The sequence below is a fragment of the Pseudoalteromonas sp. T1lg76 genome (genome assembly GCF_002964725.1).
Taxonomy (GTDB): domain Bacteria; phylum Pseudomonadota; class Gammaproteobacteria; order Enterobacterales; family Alteromonadaceae; genus Pseudoalteromonas.
The window spans coordinates 1-17,201 of sequence record NZ_PQCE01000115.1 but is presented as its reverse complement, the minus strand read 5'-3'; the positions used below and the strand labels follow the sequence as shown (position 1 = coordinate 17,201).

Here is a 17,201-nt window from a genome sequence, read left to right as displayed (position 1 = left end):
TTCGCCTGTGTGCGCATGAGTGAGGGAGTATATGGCGGGTAACTGAACCTCGGCTTTATACTGCCACAACCCCTGTTGCTGCGCGGGCCAGCAGCCCAAGGTGCGATTATTTTCAAGCAAGCACACCGGTATGGCCTCGGGCAAAGTCCAGCGAATATTAACCTGCGTTGTACAGGCTTGTTCTTTGTTTTCAACCACACAAAATTGCGGCGAAATTTCCAACAGCTCGTCCCCGTATGCAGGCATGGCGGTCATAACCACCGCGCTGCCGATCACTGCTGTCGCCGCCAAACTCATCATACTAAAAAAGGTGCTTCACACCGATAAACAAGGTCAACGAGGAAGAGTCCTTAAACAATGGGCTGGCCTCGGCTTGGGTATGATAATCGATATATCCAAAGTGCATACGCAGCGCATTATGCTCGTCGACTAGGTAGCTGACATCAATTTTAGCATAGGGTTGTATACTGCTACCAACGACAATGGCACCATAACCGCCTGTTTCTTCGCGACTTAAGCCATAGAAGTAGTCGTTCTGCTCGGAACTGCTGTAATTGATGCCAATATTGGGCTCCAATACCCATTGCCCGATACGATATCCCCAACGCCAACTTGCTTGAGCACGCCAGCCGCGATACACATCGCTGACATCCGCCAAGGCCTTGGCCTGAAATTGCCCTATTCCGGTAAAATAATGATATTCAAAACCGGCATCGAAAGCCCAGCGGCGCGTATCAAGCTCATCGACCCTCACTCTAGCCGGGCTGTCAGCGAGCAGAGAAGAGCTTCCTGCTTGCAGCGCGAAGACATTGCTGGGATGCCAGTCGACAAAAAACCGCGTTTCCGGGTTAATCTCGGTAATGGCGCTGAGCACATGCTCGTCTTGGTTGACAAAGGTGTAGCCCACCTGATTATTATCGAGATACCAGGTATCGGTGTAATAAGCGACATCGGGAACCAGGTACAAGTGCACATTGTCGCCTCCGTGCAGCGGGTTGCTCATCACTCCGTAACCGATGTTAATGCCAAGATGCCATTGTTCTAACGGCACCTCATTGGCATGCACAGCGCTACCCAACGCAGCCAAAACGGTGCTCAACACGGAAGTATGAAGCCCTAAACGCATATGGTTCCCCAAGAATAAACGAGCCGCTATCCTAGCAACAGTCAAGGTTTTGTTCAGTATGCAATAACAATTGTTAACAAATCGCGCCCTTTTGGTCACCTAAACGCCATTTATAATTGCTTCGCCAACTGCCAACAGGCGCCAAGCGCCGGCTCGGACAGCCGTCGCTGCAAGGCCACCAGGCCAATTTCAAAAGGTGCCGGTGCATCACCCACCTTGACTATCTGTACCTTGTCACTAAATGGGCTGTTTTCTAACACCACCTGCGGGATCAAGGCCACTCCCAGGCCTAAACTGACCATGGAAACCAGAGCCTCATGGCCGCTGACCTGAGCATAAATGGGCGGCTGTATTCGCCTTGTTCGCCACCAATTAATCAGCCGGCTTCGATTCTCGCCCTGCTCGGGAATAATAAAGGGCAATTGTTCCCAGGCAATCGTCCCTCCTTGATTAATTTGCTGGCTCACCTCGCAGGGCATTTTTGGGGCGATAAACACCAGCTCCGACCAACCTAAACGGCAAAATGCCAACTGCTGTGCTAGACGTGCGGGTTTCGCGGCGATGGCCACATCTTCATGATGATCCAGGACTCGTTCAAGAGCCTGAGCCGGATCGCCAGTATGTAGTTTCATCTCAATTTTACCATGGCGCTGACGCAGTGCCGATAACAAGGGATTCAAGAAACTGTAGGCGGCACTGACCGAGCAAAAAATACTGAGCTCTCCGGCGACTTCCTGCTCTTGGTTCAAGCTTGCTTTAAACTGCTGCCAATGCACCAGGGTGTTTTTGGCATAGTGAGAGAAGTGCTCCCCCGCCGCGGTCAACTGTACATGACGGTTATCACGCACAAACAGCTCACACCCCACTTCCTGCTCTAACTGTTTGATGTTACGACTCAGGGTCGAGGCGCTGATATAACAGCGCTCGCTGGCACGACCAAAGTGCAGGGTCTCGGCAAGCGCCAAAAAGTAATGCAGTTGTTTATGTTGCATGGCCACCTCATTTCAATATACGCAACACAATAATGCAAATATATCATTTTACGCAATACTCTATTTTGCCTAGAGTCAATAACAGACCTATTAGCAGAACTATTATTTTCGAGGATCGACAATGGCAAATTACTTCAACTCCCTACCGCTGCGCGAGCAACTGGCACAATTAGGGCAATGTGAATTTATGGATCGCAGCGAGTTTAGCGACGGCGTCCAGGTACTCCTTGGCAAAAAGCTAGTCATTGTCGGTTGCGGTGCCCAGGGCCTAAATCAGGGGTTAAACCTTCGTGATTCGGGCTTAGACGTTAGCTATGCCCTGCGAGAGTCGGCCATTAGTGAGCAGCGTCAATCTTTCCTAAACGCAAGCGAAAATGGTTTTGTGGTCGGCACCTATGAAGAGCTTATCCCCGATGCGGATCTGGTGTTAAACCTGACACCCGATAAACAACATAGCGCCGTGGTTGATGCGGTTATGCCACTGATGAAGCAAGGTGCTACCCTTGCCTACTCCCATGGCTTTAACATAGTTGAAGAAGGCAAGCAGATCCGCGACGATATTACTGTGATCATGGTCGCTCCCAAATGTCCGGGGTCGGAAGTGCGCGAAGAGTACAAACGCGGTTTTGGGGTGCCCACATTAATCGCCGTGCATCCGGAAAACGATCCTGAAGGTAAGGGCCTGGCTCAAGCCAAGGCTTATGCCGCGGGTACTGGTGGCGATCGCGCCGGCGTACTGCTTTCGTCCTTTGTTGCCGAGGTAAAATCGGATCTGATGGGCGAACAAACCATACTGTGCGGCATGCTGCAAACCGGCTCACTGCTGTGTTTCGATAAAATGGTGGAAAAAGGCATCGATCCCGGGTACGCGGCAAAACTCATTCAATATGGCTGGGAGGTGATCACCGAAGCACTTAAACACGGCGGTGTCACTAATATGCTTGACCGCCTCAGTAACCCGGCGAAATTAAGAGCCTTTACCCTTAGCGAAGACCTGAAAACCATTATGCGCCCGCTTTATAACAAGCATATGGATGACATTATCAGCGGCGACTTTTCCAAGGGCATGATGGCGGACTGGGCCGAAAACGACACCAAGCTACTGGGCTGGCGTGCGCAAACGGCAGAAACGGCGTTTGAGCAACAGCAAAATAGCGATGTGCACATCAGTGAACAGGAATTTTTCGACAATGGCATTTTGATGGTAGCCATGGTCAAGGCGGGCGTAGAATTAGCCTATGAAACCATGACGGCGGCGGGCATCAAAGCCGAATCGGCTTATTATGAGTCGCTGCATGAAACACCGCTTATCGCCAATACCATAGCCCGTAAAAAGCTTTATGAGATGAATCGTACCATTTCAGACACCGCGGAGTATGGCTGCTATTTATATAACCACGCCTGTTTGCCGCTGCTGCAACCCTTTATGCGCAACATAGACACGGATGTTATCGGCCGTGGCCTCGAGCAGACGGACAATGGTGTTGATAACCAGGCCCTGATCCAGGTGAATGCAGCTTTGCGTAATCACCCGGTAGAGATCGTCGGCACTAAGCTGCGAAGCTACATGTCGGCAATGAAAAAGATTGTTTAAACAACGTAGGTAGCCACCGTCACTCCCTTGCGCCCAAAGTCGATGCTTTGGGCTTTTTTTCTTTACGAATCAATCACCCATTCATGCTTTGTAACAATTAGCCAACGGCCTAAGCGACAACCTAAACTATACTTAGACTAGTATGTGCTCCAAGGATTGGGCCCGAAGTATTGTCTATGCCTGAGCCGTGGAGGTTAGTATGCGCACCTTAATCACCCTTATGGTACCGCTCCTTTTGTTATGGGGGTGCAGTAGCACACAAGTCAAAGAGCTTCCCCCACCGCCAAACAACTTGGCACAGCACCCGCAGTTCCATGCACAAACTGTGGAAAGTCTGGAAGAGATATTCGCGCTCGATAGCTCAATGAAAGCCCAGTTAAACAACGCCTTTGCCACCCGCTCTGCAAATCTCAGTGCCACCAAGCGCTTGATGATGCACATTTTAGAAAATGGCGATAAAAGCGTGCGCTACCAATCCGGTGCCACCCTGACCGCGGCGCAAACCTATAAGCAACTGAATGCCAACTGTTTATCCCTGTCCATTTTAGCCTTTAGCATGGCCGAGCACTTGGGTTTAAAGGGGCAATTTCAACGCGTGCATATTCCTGAATATTGGGCACTTAATCGCGGTTATAACCTGCTCACCGGCCATATTAACCTGCGCTTATACCAGCCGCGTCATCGTAACGAGGTCTATGAATTGTACAATGCAGAGCGTGAAGTACTGGTTGATTTTGCCCCGGACATCTCCAACGGCAATTTTAAAACCACGGAAATCACCAAAGAACGTGTCGCCGCCATGTTTTATAACAACAAGGGCGCCGCCGCACTAGTCGAGCAGGACTATGAACGCGCTTACAGCTACTTTTTCGCCGCCACACAAATGGACCCCTACTACTCGGGCGGCTGGGGAAATCTAGGTGTTCTCTATCGACTAATCAATGACTTTGAGCGCGCCGAAAGCGCCTATCAATACGCCATCAATATAGACAAGGATAACAACACTGCGCTCGGGAATCTGGCGATTCTTTATCGCCTCACCGAGCGCGAAAACCAGGCCGTGGATATAGAACGCAAACTGGCACAAATGCGCAGAAGCAACCCCTACTACCATATCGCTCTGGGTAACGACAGTCTGGTGCAAAAACAATATGCCCAGGCCCTGAGTCATTTTCGCAAGGCGCGCGAGCTGGATGAACGTATCCATGAAAGCTATTTTGGCATGGCCCACACCTATTACTTGATGGGTGATATTAAGGCCACACGCAAATACTTGCTGATGGCGCACAAAAAAGCGCAATTTGACTATGATAAGCTGCGTTATCGCGGCAAACTGGCTAGCTTGGAGCTAGTAGCTAACAATCGATGAAGACACTCATATTTTTAGCCACGGCGCTTATTTGGCTGGCGGCAAACCCGGCCATGGCAACAAGTTCACCCCAATGGCACAGAGATTTAACCTACCTGAGCAGCGAAGATCTGGCCGGGCGCAAGGCGGGCAGCAATAGCGGTGCTCAAGCCGGGGACTATGTGCAAAGGCGGCTACAACAATTGGGATATCAAACTCAGGTGCAGCCATTTGCCTTTAAGCAGGGCTTTTTTCAACAGGGTCAGGGGCGCAATATTATCAGCAATGACTGCCAACGAAATTGTGTGGTGATCAGTGCCCATTACGATCATTTAGGCAAACCCGGGCGTCACTATTACCCTGGGGCCAATGATAACGCCTCTGGCGTTGCCGCTATGCTTTACATAGCAGAGCAACTGCAGCCACTGCGCGAGCAAATCACCTTTGCCGCCTTCGACGCTGAGGAAAACGGCTTGCATGGGGCCAAGCACTTCATCAAAGGCAAAAACGATGATGCCGTACGCCTAAATATAAATCTCGATATGCTTAATATGCCTCGCGCCAACAGCCGTTTGTTTTTCTATACCCGGGAAGTTTTATGCCCCATGGCTAAGGCGCATATTGATAACAGCCCCTTAAAAACACAAATGGCCAGAACCAATCGCAGCATCAATCGTCGTCTTAGTGGCGAGCGTATCGACTGGCTAAGGGCCAGCGACCATTGGGCTTTTGCCCAGCAAAAATTACCCTTTATCTTTGTCACTTCTGCGGACGACCCGCATTACCACAAGCCAAGTGACACAGCGGCACAGATCCATGGCGAACGTTATGCGCAAACGCTGCAGCTATTAACGCACTTTATTAGAGAATTGCTAGGACCTCGGTGCGGTGATTTTCATGCGCATTGATAAATTTTTCCTTACCGGCGCGGCTGCGCTTTTTAATCTCGGCTTCGAGTTTACAGGCATCGCTCCGTGTCCCCACCGGCATGGTGAAAACCAAGGTGAGCGGCCCCTTACCCTTTAGATTCTTAGCCCCTTTTCCCTGCTCATGCGCCTGCAGGCGTTTAGCAACATTATTGCTGACCCCGGTATACCAGTGACCGTATCTTGTTTGCACAATATACAACCACCATAACTCGGATTTATCTAAACTCATTAAACTAATTACCTCGGTTAGGGTCTTATACCAATTCACTTAAATAGCTAATCACTCTAGCGGGCTAAATATCGTGCTAACTGTGTTGAAATTTTTCGATGTAGAATAACTACATAAGAAAAATTCCGCCTTGTTATCACAACATTTATCCAGCGCTATATCTGATCACATACTTAACAGAATTGGTATGATTTATGATTTCGCGCTTTACCTTCGGTGTCGAATGGGTATCATGCTAACAACAATAAATAAGGACTGATAATCGAACATGCAGTGGTTTAAACAGTTTTCGCTGGTAGCAGCCATCGTTATTGTATGCAGTAGTTTAAGTGCATGCTCTAGTTGGGTCTACCGCATCAATATTCCGCAGGGAAACTTTCTAGAACAATCCGACGTTGATAAATTACGAGTCGACATGACTCGCGAGCAGGTACTCTACGTGCTAGGTAAGCCGGTTGCAGAGGATGCCTTCGACAAGGATACCTGGTATTACCTTTATGTTTTCAATCTTGGTCGTGAATTTGAACAGCGCAAACAGCTTAAGCTAAAGTTTGCCAACGATCGCCTGGCCAGCATCAGCTCGGAAGATTACGAGCAACCGGAAGACTTTAATACCCCGCTAGAACAATAACGAATTAAACGGGATGATGTAAAAACGCGGCCATGGCCGCGTTTTTTATGTCACTGGTCTACAAGTTAGCCAGGGTCTCCGTTTTTCACCTTGGCACCGGTGATTTTATTGGCACGCCCTTCTTCTTTGGCTTTTTCGGCCCGTTTACGGCGAGCTTCTTTTGGATCGGCAATTAGCGGTCGGTAAATCTCAACCCGATCCCCAGCCTTAAGCTCGGTATCCAACTTGCAGGTACGATTCCAAATGCCCAGGGTTAGGTTTTTCATATCAATTTCCGGGCATTTTTCCACTATGCCCGATTTCAATACTGCTTCTTCGGCCGTGCTGCCTTTCGGCACTTCAACACTAAGCACGGTTGCTTTATCGGGTAAGGCAAACACCACTTCAACTTCTATCATTAACGCTCTCCGTAAACCACTTTGGCGCGCTGGGTAAAGGCCTGCACCATGTTTTTCGCGACCTCGTTAAAGACGCGGCCAAACGCCATTTCCACCAGCTTGCTGGCAAACTCAAATTCCAATTTTAGGCTCACCTTGCAGGCATGCTCATCTAGGGGCTTAAACTGCCAATGACCATGCAAATGCTTAAAGGGGCCATCCACCAAAGCCAGGGCTATGGTGTGCTGCTCGGCATCAAGCGTGTTTTCGGTGGTAAACCACTTTTTTAGCCCGGCCTTGGATATTTCCAATCCAGCACGCATATGATTTTGCTGCTGAGCAAACACCTTGGCGTCACTGCAATGGGGTAAAAACTCAGGATACGCATCGACATCATTAACTAGGTCGAACATTTCCTTGCTGCTATACATCACCAGCGCTGATTTTTCTATTTGTGGCATAACCTCTCCTCACAACAGCGCAATTCTAGCAAGCTTTAGGGCCAGCCCCAAGGGGCATTCGCAGGACAGGCGTTTAAGGTAAAAACCGGGCGCCGCAACCGACGCTATGCAGGTAATAAAAAACTGGTGTAAATGCGCATACAATCAGTATAATGGCGCCACTATGGCAAAGAAAAAAACAGCAAAATCGACCTCAAATACCATCGCGCTCAATAAAAAAGCGCGCCATGAGTATTTTTTACACGATAAATTCGAGGCCGGCCTTGAGCTTCAAGGCTGGGAAGTGAAAAGTATTCGCGCCGGTAAGGTTAATATCTCCGATACCTATATCCATATTAAGAACGGGGAAGCCTATCTATTGGGGAGCCAAATCCAACCCCTGAACAGCGCCTCAACCCACACCATTTGCGATCCAATGCGCTATCGCAAGTTGCTTTTAAACAAGCGCGAAATCGACCGTTTGATCGGTGCCACCGAACGCGAGGGTTATTCCTTGGTGGCCACCGCCATGTATTGGAAAAAGTGCTGGGTAAAATTGGAGTTTTACCTCGCCAAGGGTAAGAAAATGCATGACAAGCGTGCCGATACTAAAGAAAAAGATTGGGCTCGTGAAAAAGAACGGGTCATGAAACACAAAACAAAATGAAAAAAAGCGAACCTATGTTCGCTTTTTTTGTATCCATTTTAAGTAACAAAATATTACCGTCACCTGCCTTCCTTCCACATCTCAAAGCCACTAGTACTGCCCCGTTCGCCACAAACATGTAAATTAATCTAAACGCTTTTTTACAGATTCAGCCAAAAGACGCATTGCCACAGGCTTGTTAATAATGTTAATTCTATGTTTCTACTGATTTTCTACTACACTCCTACGTGGATATTTAGCAGTAGATAATTATGACAACAAAAAATCCCCACAGGGATAATAATAAGGATTTCAGGATGAGAAAGTTCACACCCAGTGCCTTGCGCACGGCACTCACCTTGGCTTTAGGCACCGGCGCGCTGTCCATATCGATTCAAGCGCAAGCCGAAGAGACAACGGCGGAAAACGTCGAACGAATTGAAATAACCGGTTCGCGTATTAAACGCACCGATATGGAAGGTCCTTCACCGGTACAGAGCATCGGCAAGGAAGATATCGCCAATATGGGTTATGACAACCTTCAGCAATTGCTAGAGCGTATGCCAGTTGCCGGCAATGGTACCTTCTCGACCCGCGGCAATAACCAGGATTCAACCGCCAACGGTGGTGCCGCGGTAAGCTTACGTGGCCTAGGCCCCGATGCGACCCTGGTACTAATCAATGGCCGCCGCGTTGCCATCAGTGCCTTTGCCGAGAGCATTACCAACTCTTTCGTTGATATCAACTCGATTCCGGTATCGGCCATCGAGCGTATCGATATTCTAAAAGACGGCGCCTCGGCCATTTATGGTTCCGATGCGGTCGCCGGTGTGGTCAACGTGATCTTGAAAAAGGACATCGAAGGCATCGAAGTGAACCTCGGTTATGGTGGTACCACGGGACCAAACCACGAAGAAACCACTGCCAGCCTAGTATGGGGTACCACCAGCGACAAAGGCAGCGCCTCGGTTATTCTTGATTACTTTAAAAATACCGGACTTGAAGCCGATGAAATGGGCCGTTTAGGCACCGCTAACCAATCGCCTTATGGCGGTATGGATTTTCGTTCATCGCGTGGCTTCCCTGGCTATTTCTATGTCGATGGCGTGAAAACCATTGACCCGGATTGTCCTGCCGACAGCGCCACCGCGAGCGGTAGCTGTTTATTTGATTACGGCCCTTATGGCTTTATTACGCCGCCTGCAGAGCGTGTTGGTGCCATCGCCCAATTCGATTATAAATTTAATAACGATATCACCGCCTTTATGGAAATCGCCGCGCAGCATAATACTTCGGAAGCCGGTGGTGCACCAACACCATTGGATGAAGATGCTGGCTTAACTGTCCCTGGCAGTCATCCAAACAACCCTTTCAACCAAGATATTGAAATTGGTCGTTACCGTACAGTAGATGCGGGCCCTCGCCGTTGGGACATCGAGTCCGATACCCTGCGCATCGTGGCGGGATTACGCGGTGAAATCAATGACTGGGGCTGGGAAGTAGCAGCGCAAAAAGGCCGCAGTAAGTCAGAGCAAACCGGCGACCGCTCTATGGGTTGGGTCCGTGTTGACTTCCTGCAGCAGGAAATCGACGCCGGTAACTACAATCCCTTCGGTGGCGTTCAGAACTCACCTGAGGTCATCGACCGCATCACCACCAGCCTAGTGCGTCGCGGTGAGTCGCATATGACCTCATTCGATGCCAGCATCAGCGGCGAAGCCTTTGAGTTTAATGAGCATATGGTAATGATGGCGGCAGGTCTTGAGTACCGCGATGAAGACGTCAGCGATGTGCCTGATGACCAATTCCAGCGCGGTCTGATCTTCGGCACAGAGTCGGTATCGGCGGCGGCAGAGCGCGACCAGTGGGCTGCTTATGTGGAATTCTCTATTCCTCTAAGCGATGATTTTGAACTACAACTGGCCGGTCGTCACGATGACTACAGCGACTTTGGTTCAACAACTAACCCGAAAGTCGCTTTTAAATGGGCACCCAGTGGCGAGTTTTCACTACGTGGTTCATGGGCTCAGGGCTTCCGTGCTCCATCGCTGGCACAAATTGGCTTAGGCCCATCGGAAGAGAGTCAATTCTTCATTGATACTTATCGTTGTCAGGCCACGGGCCAAGACTGTGATCTACTCGATTACAATATTGAGTTTGCCGGTAACCCGGATCTTGATGCCGAAGAGTCTGAGTCTTGGAACCTAGGTGCCATTTGGGCGCCGGTTAACGAGTTCGGCATATCTGTAGATATCTGGAGCATCGAGCAAGACAACAAGATCGACGAACAAGACTTCGGTAGCGTATACAACACCCATTGTAATGACCAAAACAGCACCGTGTGTGTGCGTCTTCCTCCTGTTGCAGGCCAGAGCCTGGGTGTGATCCAGCAGGTGCACAGTACGTTCGAGAACGTTTCTTCGCAAGAGGCCTCGGGTATCGACCTATCCACCAACTATAAGATGGATATGGACGATATGGGTCTGCTCAAGTTCAACCTTGAGTGGTCATATATGCACGAGTTCAACAAGGACGGTCGTGAGTATATCGGCGAATACGAATACCCGCGTCACCGTGGTTTATTCGCCACCAACTGGGAGTTCCAGGACTTCAATGTCAACATGAACATCAGTTATGTGGGCTCGTTTGAAGACACCCCGGATATCAACTTTGACGGTGATCTTGATTTCGACACCGCCAAATCCCGCGATGTTGACTCCCATACCCTGGTAGATATTCAAGGCGCTTATAACGTCAACGACGATATTCGTATCTCAGTGGGTATGAACAACGTCTTCGATGAAGATCCACCGTTTGCTATCGGTGATGGTGATTCCGACCTATACGGTTATGTATCTTCGGTACACAACCCACGTGGTCGTTATATCTACACCAACCTAACATGGCGCTTTAACTAAAACGCCAAAATGAAAAAGGCCGCTAAATAGCGGCCTTTTTATTTGCTGTGTTATACCAAGGACAATCGTTTAGCCGTAGGTATAAGAGGCTTGAATGCCCAGCGGAATACCCAGACCCCAATAGGCCAGTAAAAACAGGCTCCAGCCCACCAAGAAGGCAATGGAGTAAGGCAGCATCATGGCTATCAGGGTGCCGATACCTGTGTTCTTCACATACTTCTGACAATAGACCACCACCAGCGGGAAGTACGGCATCAGCGGCGTAATGATGTTGGAGCTGGAGTCCCCCACACGATACGCGGCCTGCGTTAAGTCCGGCGAGATATTAAGTTGCATCAGCATGGGCACAAAAATAGGTCCCAATAACGCCCATTTCGCCGAGCTTGAACCAACAAACAGGTTCACAAAGGCGGTTAAGAAGATGATGCCGATAATGGTCACCCCGCTTGGCAGCGACATGGCCTTAAGCACGGCAGCGCCCTCAATGGCCAATAGAGCCCCTAGGTTTGACTGCGCAAAGGCGGCAATAAACAAGGCACAGAAAAACGCCATGACTATATAATAAGCCATACCTTCCATGGCCTTGGTCATGGCCATGATCATGTCTTTGGAGGTCTTAAAGGTACCGGCAACAAAGCCGTACACTGCACCAGGTATCCAGAACAGCAAGAAAATCAGCGGCACTATGGATTGCATAATCGGCGCACTAAAGTCCGCCAGGTTGCCATTTTTGGCACGCAGCGGTGACGTGTCTAAGCTCGCAACATAGGCCAGCAAGGCCAAGCCGGCCAGCATAACGCCGGTGGCAATTAAAAAGGCTTTCTTCTCTTTGCCCGTGGCCTGGTCAAAGGCGGGCAGTTCATCGGTATTGCCGTCCACTTCTGAGCTCTTCAGTCGCGGCTCAATAATTTTGTCGGTGATATACCAGCCCACCAGCACAATAAAGATGCTCGATAGCGAGGTAAAGTAATAGTTGTTAAGTGGGTTCACTTCCATGGTCGGGTTGATGATCTGCGCCGCACTTTGGGTAAAGCTTTGCAGTAAGGGGTCAATGCCCGATGGAATAAAGTTGGCGCTAAAGCCGCCACTCACCCCGGCGAACGCCGCGGCGATACCCGCCAAGGGATGACGTCCCATGGCATAAAAGATCACCCCGGCAAGCGGAATTACCAGCACGTACCCGGCATCGGTGGCTGTGTGTGAAACAATGCCCACCAAGATCACCATGGGCGTCAGCAACGCCTTAGGTGTGCGTTTAAGCATAAGTTTAATGCCGGTATTGATATAGCCCGAATGCTCGGCCACACCCACACCCAGCATGGCCACCAGCACCACGCCCAAGGGTGCAAAACTGGTAAAGGTTTTCACCATGGAAGCCAAAAAGCCCGCCAAGGCATTGCCGGTAAGCAGGTTGTTCACCACTATGGGGGCTTGAGTGCGCGGGTCGATAACATCGAAGGTCACGCCCGAGAAGGCCCAGGATAGAACCCAGATAAGTAACATGGCAAAGAGGAAAATCATTGCCGGGTCTGGCAGTTTATTCCCGACTCGCTCTATGGTATTGAGAAAGCGCGCGATTGCGCCACTTGGTGCAGCTCCTTGCTGGTCACCATTATTATTATTCATTTTGTGACTCCTAACCTAAAAACAGTCACTCGGGCACAGGTCCCGAGCGATTAACACCATGCAGCCTACTTGAAAATTAACATAAAGGCTACATGCTAAAGCATTAGACTCGCCTAATGCCTGTAACTAGGTAGAGCTTGAAGCCGTTAACTGGCCAGGGCTTTCACCTGCTCCCAAATAACCACTACATGGTCGCGGTCGGCATCGGTTAGTTCCCCATTATGGTAGGCCTTAACCAGGCTCTGCTCAATTTGCTCGTTTAGCTCTGCCGGACTTAGGGCCAGGTTTTCCACTTGCGCATAACCCACGGCCAAATCGAAATGACCGCGTAAATAGCCGCCGGCAAATAGCTGGTCGTCATCGGCGTGATCAACCAAATCGTCAAAAAAACGCTGCGCCGCGTCTACATAATTTGAATAAGGCATTACTGCTCCTCATTGTGGCCCACGGCATAGAGCACGTGGTCATTAAAACCTGTGGTTACTTGAATATAACCGGATAATTCGTCGTCCAGGGCGCTGTCGCCGGTATCACAAATAAGTGGTCGCCCCTCTAGCGCCTGCAGCTTGCTCTTGGTCGCCACCACGATAATGTTTTCTTTGCCTATGGCACGGATCAGGGCCGGACTCAACTGTTGGTTACCACGACCAAACAGGTGGCCCTGGCCGCCAATCAAGGTGATCACCAGTTTAGTCGGCTGGTCTTTGCAGGCCTCAAGCAACTGTTGTGCGGTCATATCGCGGCCGATCAATTCCTGATCCTGGACCAGATCAACGCCAAGCAAGGTATTGTCCAGACCCATTTCTTCCATCACCGCGGCCACGGTTGAGCCAGAGCCAATAATATATTGCCAGTCTTCGTCCATCTCGCTGACCACATAGGCGGCGATGTCGGCAAGCACCAGCTCGTCCACTTCCTTACCGGCCCCATTTTTCACCGCCTGCACATAGCGCAATTCGCTCGGCACACGCAGTTCACCATAGCGTTTGGCACGCACCGCACCGGCGCGAAAGGCGTCTTCATCGATATCCATCACATCGCTTTCGGCAAGCGTGACCAGCTCGCCCTTAACCAGCATCTCCACCACCCGGCCCGCCGCTTTGGGGGTAATGGCATAGACGCCGGAGTGGATTTTGCAACCGGCGGGAATGCCCAAGGCCGGTACTCGCTCGCCAATGGCATGGCAAAGGTTTCGTGCGGTGCCATCGCCACCGGCAAATAAAATCAGGTCAACGCCTTGCTCGCACAACATTTGCGCCGCACGCTCGGTGTCCTGTGCCGTGGTAGGGTGGGCACTGTGATACACCACCTCGACATTAAAGCCGAGCTCCCTGGCCACCAACTCTCCCATACCGCCATTGACGGTATAGATGGTCACATGCTCTTGATGCGGCAGCAACTGCTCAAGTGCCGCGCGAGCACGCAGGTGCGCCTTGGGCTCTGCACCCAGAGCCATGGCTTTAGCGGCGGTATCGGCACCATCACTGCCCTTCAGAGCCACCGCGCCTCCCAGGCCGGCCACGGGATTGATAATAAAACCCAGCTTAAACTGCATAATCTAGTTCCTTTGGAGGTTGCCATTGTATCTGTGTGCGACACAGCGGATAAGGTTGATCATAATGCTGTGCCAGGGCCTTAAGCAATTGCTCGGTGCGCGCATTAAAACCCTGCTCTATCAAGGTCAGGAGTTTATCATAGACACGCTTTTGAAAGGAGAAGCGACAGGTTTGCTCACCACCTAGGTTATCCGCCGAGACGTTAAAGGTAAAACCGGCGGCCAAACACAGCGCCCATTCAATGGCCTGCGGATGCACCTCAACATTTTCAAACTCATGCTGCTGTGCCTTGCTGCGACCATCGGGGCAATACCAGTAGCCGTAGTCTTCCAATTGACGACGACGCTCTCCGGCCACCAGCCAATGGGCTATTTCATGCAAGGCGCTGGCATAAAAGCCATGGGCGAAGACAATGCGATGATAGTCGCACCGGTCGTCGGCGGGCAAATAAATAGGCTCATCGTCGCCACGCACCAATCGGGTGTTATGGGTGGCAAAAAATGTGCGTTCAAAGAGTGTGATTAATTCGTCAACCTGGTGCATAACTAAGGGTAAATTCAAAACACCGCGCGATTGTACGGGCTTTGGCCGCCAAAGTAAAAAACGCAGCCCTAGGGCTGCGTTTTTTATTCGGGTCTTTGGCCGGGTATTGGCCCATGCTCGAGGCGTACATCGGGGTTTTGCCCCCGTTGACGCAACAGGTGATCCATCAGGGTGATGGCCATCATGGCCTCGGCGATGGGTATGGCGCGAATGCCCACACAGGGATCGTGACGGCCCTTGGTGATCATCTCCACCGCCTCATTACTGGTATTAATGCTCTGGCCCACCACGGTAATGCTGGAGGTCGGCTTAAGGGCAATGCTGGCGACAATGTCCTGACCGGTGGAAATACCCGCAAGCACGCCGCCGGCATGGTTTGAGGTAAAGCCTTCGGGAGTCAGTTCATCGCGATGCTCTGAACCCTTTTGTTCGACCACCGCAAAGCCGTCGCCAATTTCCACGCCCTTGACCGCATTGATGCTCATCAGCGAATGCGCCAGCTCCGCATCGAGGCGGTCAAACACAGGCTCACCCAAGCCCACGGGGACGCCACTGGCAACCACCTTGACCTTGGCGCCGATGGAATCACCTTGTTTTTTCAAATCGCGCATATATTCATCCAGGGCATCAAGCTTGCTGCTATCTGGAAAGAAAAACGCATTTTGCTCAACCTGCTGCCAGTCGTACTGCTCGGCCTTAATGGGGCCAAGCTGTGACAAACAGGCTTTTACTTCTATGCCATGAAACTGCTTAAGGTATTTTTTGGCAATAGCTCCGGCGGCCACACGAATCGCGGTTTCCCGCGCCGAGGAGCGGCCACCGCCACGATAGTCGCGAATGCCGTATTTGTGCCAATAGGTGTAATCCCCATGACCCGGTCGAAACACGTCTTTGATCTTGCCGTAATCTTTGGAGCGCTGATCGGTGTTTTCAATCAATAAACCAATACTGGTTCCCGTGGTTTTACCCTCGAACACGCCGGAGAGGATCTTCACTCTATCCTCTTCACGACGCGCTGTGGTGTAGCGACTCTGTCCCGGCTTACGGCGGTCTAAGTCGCCCTGTAGGTCGGCTTCATCGAGCTGCAAACCGGCGGGACAGCCATCGACTACCCCACCGAGGGCGGGGCCGTGGCTTTCACCAAATGTGGACACCCGAAACAGCTGCCCTATGCTATTACCTGCCATACTTCATCCTCATTCCAAATGGCGCGAAAAATCAGCGGTGCTTATTGCCCGAAGTAGGCATCAAGCTGTGCTTTCGAAATCATAAATACCCCAAGGCCACCGTGTTCAAACTCTAACCAGGTAAAGGGGGCGTCGGGGTAAAGCATCTCCATATGTACCATAGAGTTGCCCACTTCAACAAATAACAAGCCCTGCTCGGTCAAATGGGCAGAAGCCTTGGCCAGTAACTCACGGGTTACATCCAAGCCGTCCTCGCCCGATGCCAGACCCAGCTCGGGCTCATGGTGGAACTCTTCTGGTAAGTCGGCCATGTCTTCGGCATCCACATAAGGGGGGTTGGCGACGATCAGGTCGTATTTTTCATCGCCGACGCCGCTAAAGACATCGGATAGAATCGGCATCACCCGATCTTGCAGTTGGTAATCCTGAATATTGAAGTCGGCCACAGCTAAGGCGTCAGGAGAAATATCCACCGCATCCACCAGGGCATTGTCAAACGCTTGCGCCAGGGCTATGGCGATACAGCCTGAGCCGGTACACATATCCAGTACGCGGGTGATCTGCTCAGGGTGCTGAACCCAAGGAGAAAACTGCTCGTTAATAAGCTCAGCAAAGGGCGAACGCGGCACCAGCACACGCTCGTCAACGTAAAACGGCATGCCAGCAAAATAAGCCTGATTGGTCAAATAGGCCACCGGCGTACGCTCGTTAATGCGTCTTGCGATCAAGGCACATAAGTGCTGTTTTTCGCGACTAGTCAGGCGACTGCCCAGCAGGTTTTGCGGGGCATCCATGGGTAAATGCAATGAAGGTAGAATAAGTGCTACCGCTTCATCCCAGGCATTGTCGGTGCCATGACCAAAATAAATGCCATGGGCGCTAAATTGACTGGTGGTCCAACGTAGCCAATCGCTAATGCTATGCAGTTCCTGCTGAGCTTTCTGCAGTTCAGCATCGCTAATAAGGTTGTCGTTCATATTCTGTTGCTAGTTCAGCTAATAATGTCGCCATTGTAGCGTGTTTAGCGCTAGGTTTTTATGCTTTTTTTGGCTAAAATCT

At 50.8% G+C, this 17,201-nt stretch carries 18 protein-coding genes; 6 read left to right on the top strand and 12 right to left on the bottom strand.

Annotation, left to right across the window (positions count from 1 at the left end; genetic code table 11):
* From C2M35_RS15615 to ilvY, 3 genes are all read right to left on the bottom strand, one after another.
* The coding region (locus C2M35_RS15615; protein ID WP_158678010.1) for a DUF3019 domain-containing protein at positions 1-291 on the bottom strand (291 nt) is incomplete at its 3' end.
* A 10-nt stretch (positions 292-301) separates the two neighbouring features.
* Positions 302-1,126, bottom strand: a complete 825-nt coding sequence (locus tag C2M35_RS15610; RefSeq protein ID WP_105190082.1) for a MipA/OmpV family protein — start codon at positions 1,124-1,126, stop codon at positions 302-304.
* A 110-nt stretch (positions 1,127-1,236) separates the two neighbouring features.
* Positions 1,237-2,118, bottom strand: a complete 882-nt coding sequence (ilvY, locus tag C2M35_RS15605; RefSeq protein ID WP_105265714.1) for an HTH-type transcriptional activator IlvY — start codon at positions 2,116-2,118, stop codon at positions 1,237-1,239.
* A 121-nt stretch (positions 2,119-2,239) separates the two neighbouring features.
* Here ilvY and ilvC point away from each other — a divergent pair, with 121 nt between their 5' ends.
* From ilvC to C2M35_RS15590, 3 genes are all read left to right on the top strand, one after another.
* Positions 2,240-3,712, top strand: coding sequence for a ketol-acid reductoisomerase (gene ilvC / locus C2M35_RS15600; RefSeq protein WP_105190084.1), 1,473 nt, complete (start codon positions 2,240-2,242; stop codon positions 3,710-3,712).
* 199 nt (positions 3,713-3,911) lie between these two features.
* Positions 3,912-5,081 (top strand): hypothetical protein, encoded by a 1,170-nt coding sequence (locus C2M35_RS15595; RefSeq protein ID WP_105265713.1) that lies wholly within the window; start codon positions 3,912-3,914, stop codon positions 5,079-5,081.
* Positions 5,078-5,968: a M20/M25/M40 family metallo-hydrolase gene (locus C2M35_RS15590; RefSeq protein ID WP_105265712.1), complete on the top strand. Its 891-nt coding sequence runs from the start codon at positions 5,078-5,080 to the stop codon at positions 5,966-5,968. Before C2M35_RS15595 ends, C2M35_RS15590 begins: the two co-directional genes overlap by 4 nt.
* On the opposite strand, the gene C2M35_RS15585 is transcribed toward C2M35_RS15590, so the two are convergent.
* A complete protein-coding gene (locus C2M35_RS15585; protein ID WP_105265715.1) occupies positions 5,922-6,218 on the bottom strand; it encodes a GIY-YIG nuclease family protein in 297 nt (98 codons plus the stop codon). The two genes, C2M35_RS15590 and C2M35_RS15585, sit on opposite strands and share 47 nt — an antisense overlap.
* 268 nt (positions 6,219-6,486) lie before the next feature.
* On the opposite strand from C2M35_RS15585, the gene C2M35_RS15580 reads away from it, so the two are divergent.
* Complete coding sequence (locus C2M35_RS15580; protein ID WP_105190088.1) at positions 6,487-6,849, top strand: outer membrane protein assembly factor BamE; 363 nt, start codon at positions 6,487-6,489, stop codon at positions 6,847-6,849.
* Positions 6,850-6,914: 65 nt separating this feature from the next.
* On the opposite strand, the gene C2M35_RS15575 is transcribed toward C2M35_RS15580, so the two are convergent.
* On the bottom strand, positions 6,915-7,247 hold the full coding sequence (locus tag C2M35_RS15575; RefSeq protein ID WP_105190089.1) for an RnfH family protein: 333 nt from the start codon (positions 7,245-7,247) through the stop codon (positions 6,915-6,917).
* On the bottom strand, positions 7,247-7,687 hold the full coding sequence (locus tag C2M35_RS15570; protein WP_105265711.1) for a type II toxin-antitoxin system RatA family toxin: 441 nt from the start codon (positions 7,685-7,687) through the stop codon (positions 7,247-7,249). Before C2M35_RS15570 ends, C2M35_RS15575 begins: the two co-directional genes overlap by 1 nt.
* A 163-nt stretch (positions 7,688-7,850) precedes the next feature.
* Here C2M35_RS15570 and smpB point away from each other — a divergent pair, with 163 nt between their 5' ends.
* Positions 7,851-8,333 carry an SsrA-binding protein SmpB gene (gene smpB, locus C2M35_RS15565; RefSeq protein ID WP_105190264.1) on the top strand — a complete coding sequence of 161 codons (483 nt, stop codon included), beginning with the start codon at positions 7,851-7,853 and terminating at the stop codon, positions 8,331-8,333.
* Positions 8,334-8,629: 296 nt separating this feature from the next.
* The gene (locus tag C2M35_RS15560) at positions 8,630-11,230 is read left to right on the top strand and encodes a TonB-dependent receptor plug domain-containing protein (RefSeq protein ID WP_105265710.1); all 2,601 of its coding nucleotides are present in this window, start codon (positions 8,630-8,632) and stop codon (positions 11,228-11,230) included.
* A gap of 69 nt (positions 11,231-11,299) precedes the next feature.
* On the opposite strand, the gene C2M35_RS15555 is transcribed toward C2M35_RS15560, so the two are convergent.
* The 6 genes from C2M35_RS15555 to prmB all read right to left on the bottom strand — a co-directional run bounded on the left by C2M35_RS15555 (position 11,300) and on the right by prmB (position 17,119).
* Positions 11,300-12,856, bottom strand: coding sequence for an AbgT family transporter (locus tag C2M35_RS15555; RefSeq protein WP_105190092.1), 1,557 nt, complete (start codon positions 12,854-12,856; stop codon positions 11,300-11,302).
* 146 nt (positions 12,857-13,002) lie between these two features.
* Positions 13,003-13,281, bottom strand: coding sequence for a YfcL family protein (locus C2M35_RS15550; protein ID WP_105265709.1), 279 nt, complete (start codon positions 13,279-13,281; stop codon positions 13,003-13,005).
* Positions 13,281-14,411 carry an ATP-NAD kinase family protein gene (locus tag C2M35_RS15545; protein WP_105265708.1) on the bottom strand — a complete coding sequence of 377 codons (1,131 nt, stop codon included), beginning with the start codon at positions 14,409-14,411 and terminating at the stop codon, positions 13,281-13,283. The genes C2M35_RS15550 and C2M35_RS15545 overlap by 1 nt, the downstream gene beginning before the upstream one ends.
* Entirely contained in the window at positions 14,401-14,955 is a 555-nt protein-coding gene (locus tag C2M35_RS15540; protein WP_105190095.1) for an elongation factor P hydroxylase, read from the bottom strand. The genes C2M35_RS15545 and C2M35_RS15540 overlap by 11 nt, the downstream gene beginning before the upstream one ends.
* Positions 14,956-15,038: 83 nt before the next feature.
* Positions 15,039-16,142, bottom strand: a complete 1,104-nt coding sequence (gene aroC, locus C2M35_RS15535) for a chorismate synthase (protein ID WP_105190096.1) — start codon at positions 16,140-16,142, stop codon at positions 15,039-15,041.
* Positions 16,143-16,183: 41 nt separating this feature from the next.
* Positions 16,184-17,119, bottom strand: coding sequence for a 50S ribosomal protein L3 N(5)-glutamine methyltransferase (prmB, locus tag C2M35_RS15530; RefSeq protein WP_105265707.1), 936 nt, complete (start codon positions 17,117-17,119; stop codon positions 16,184-16,186).
* Positions 17,120-17,201: the final 82 nt, after the last annotated feature.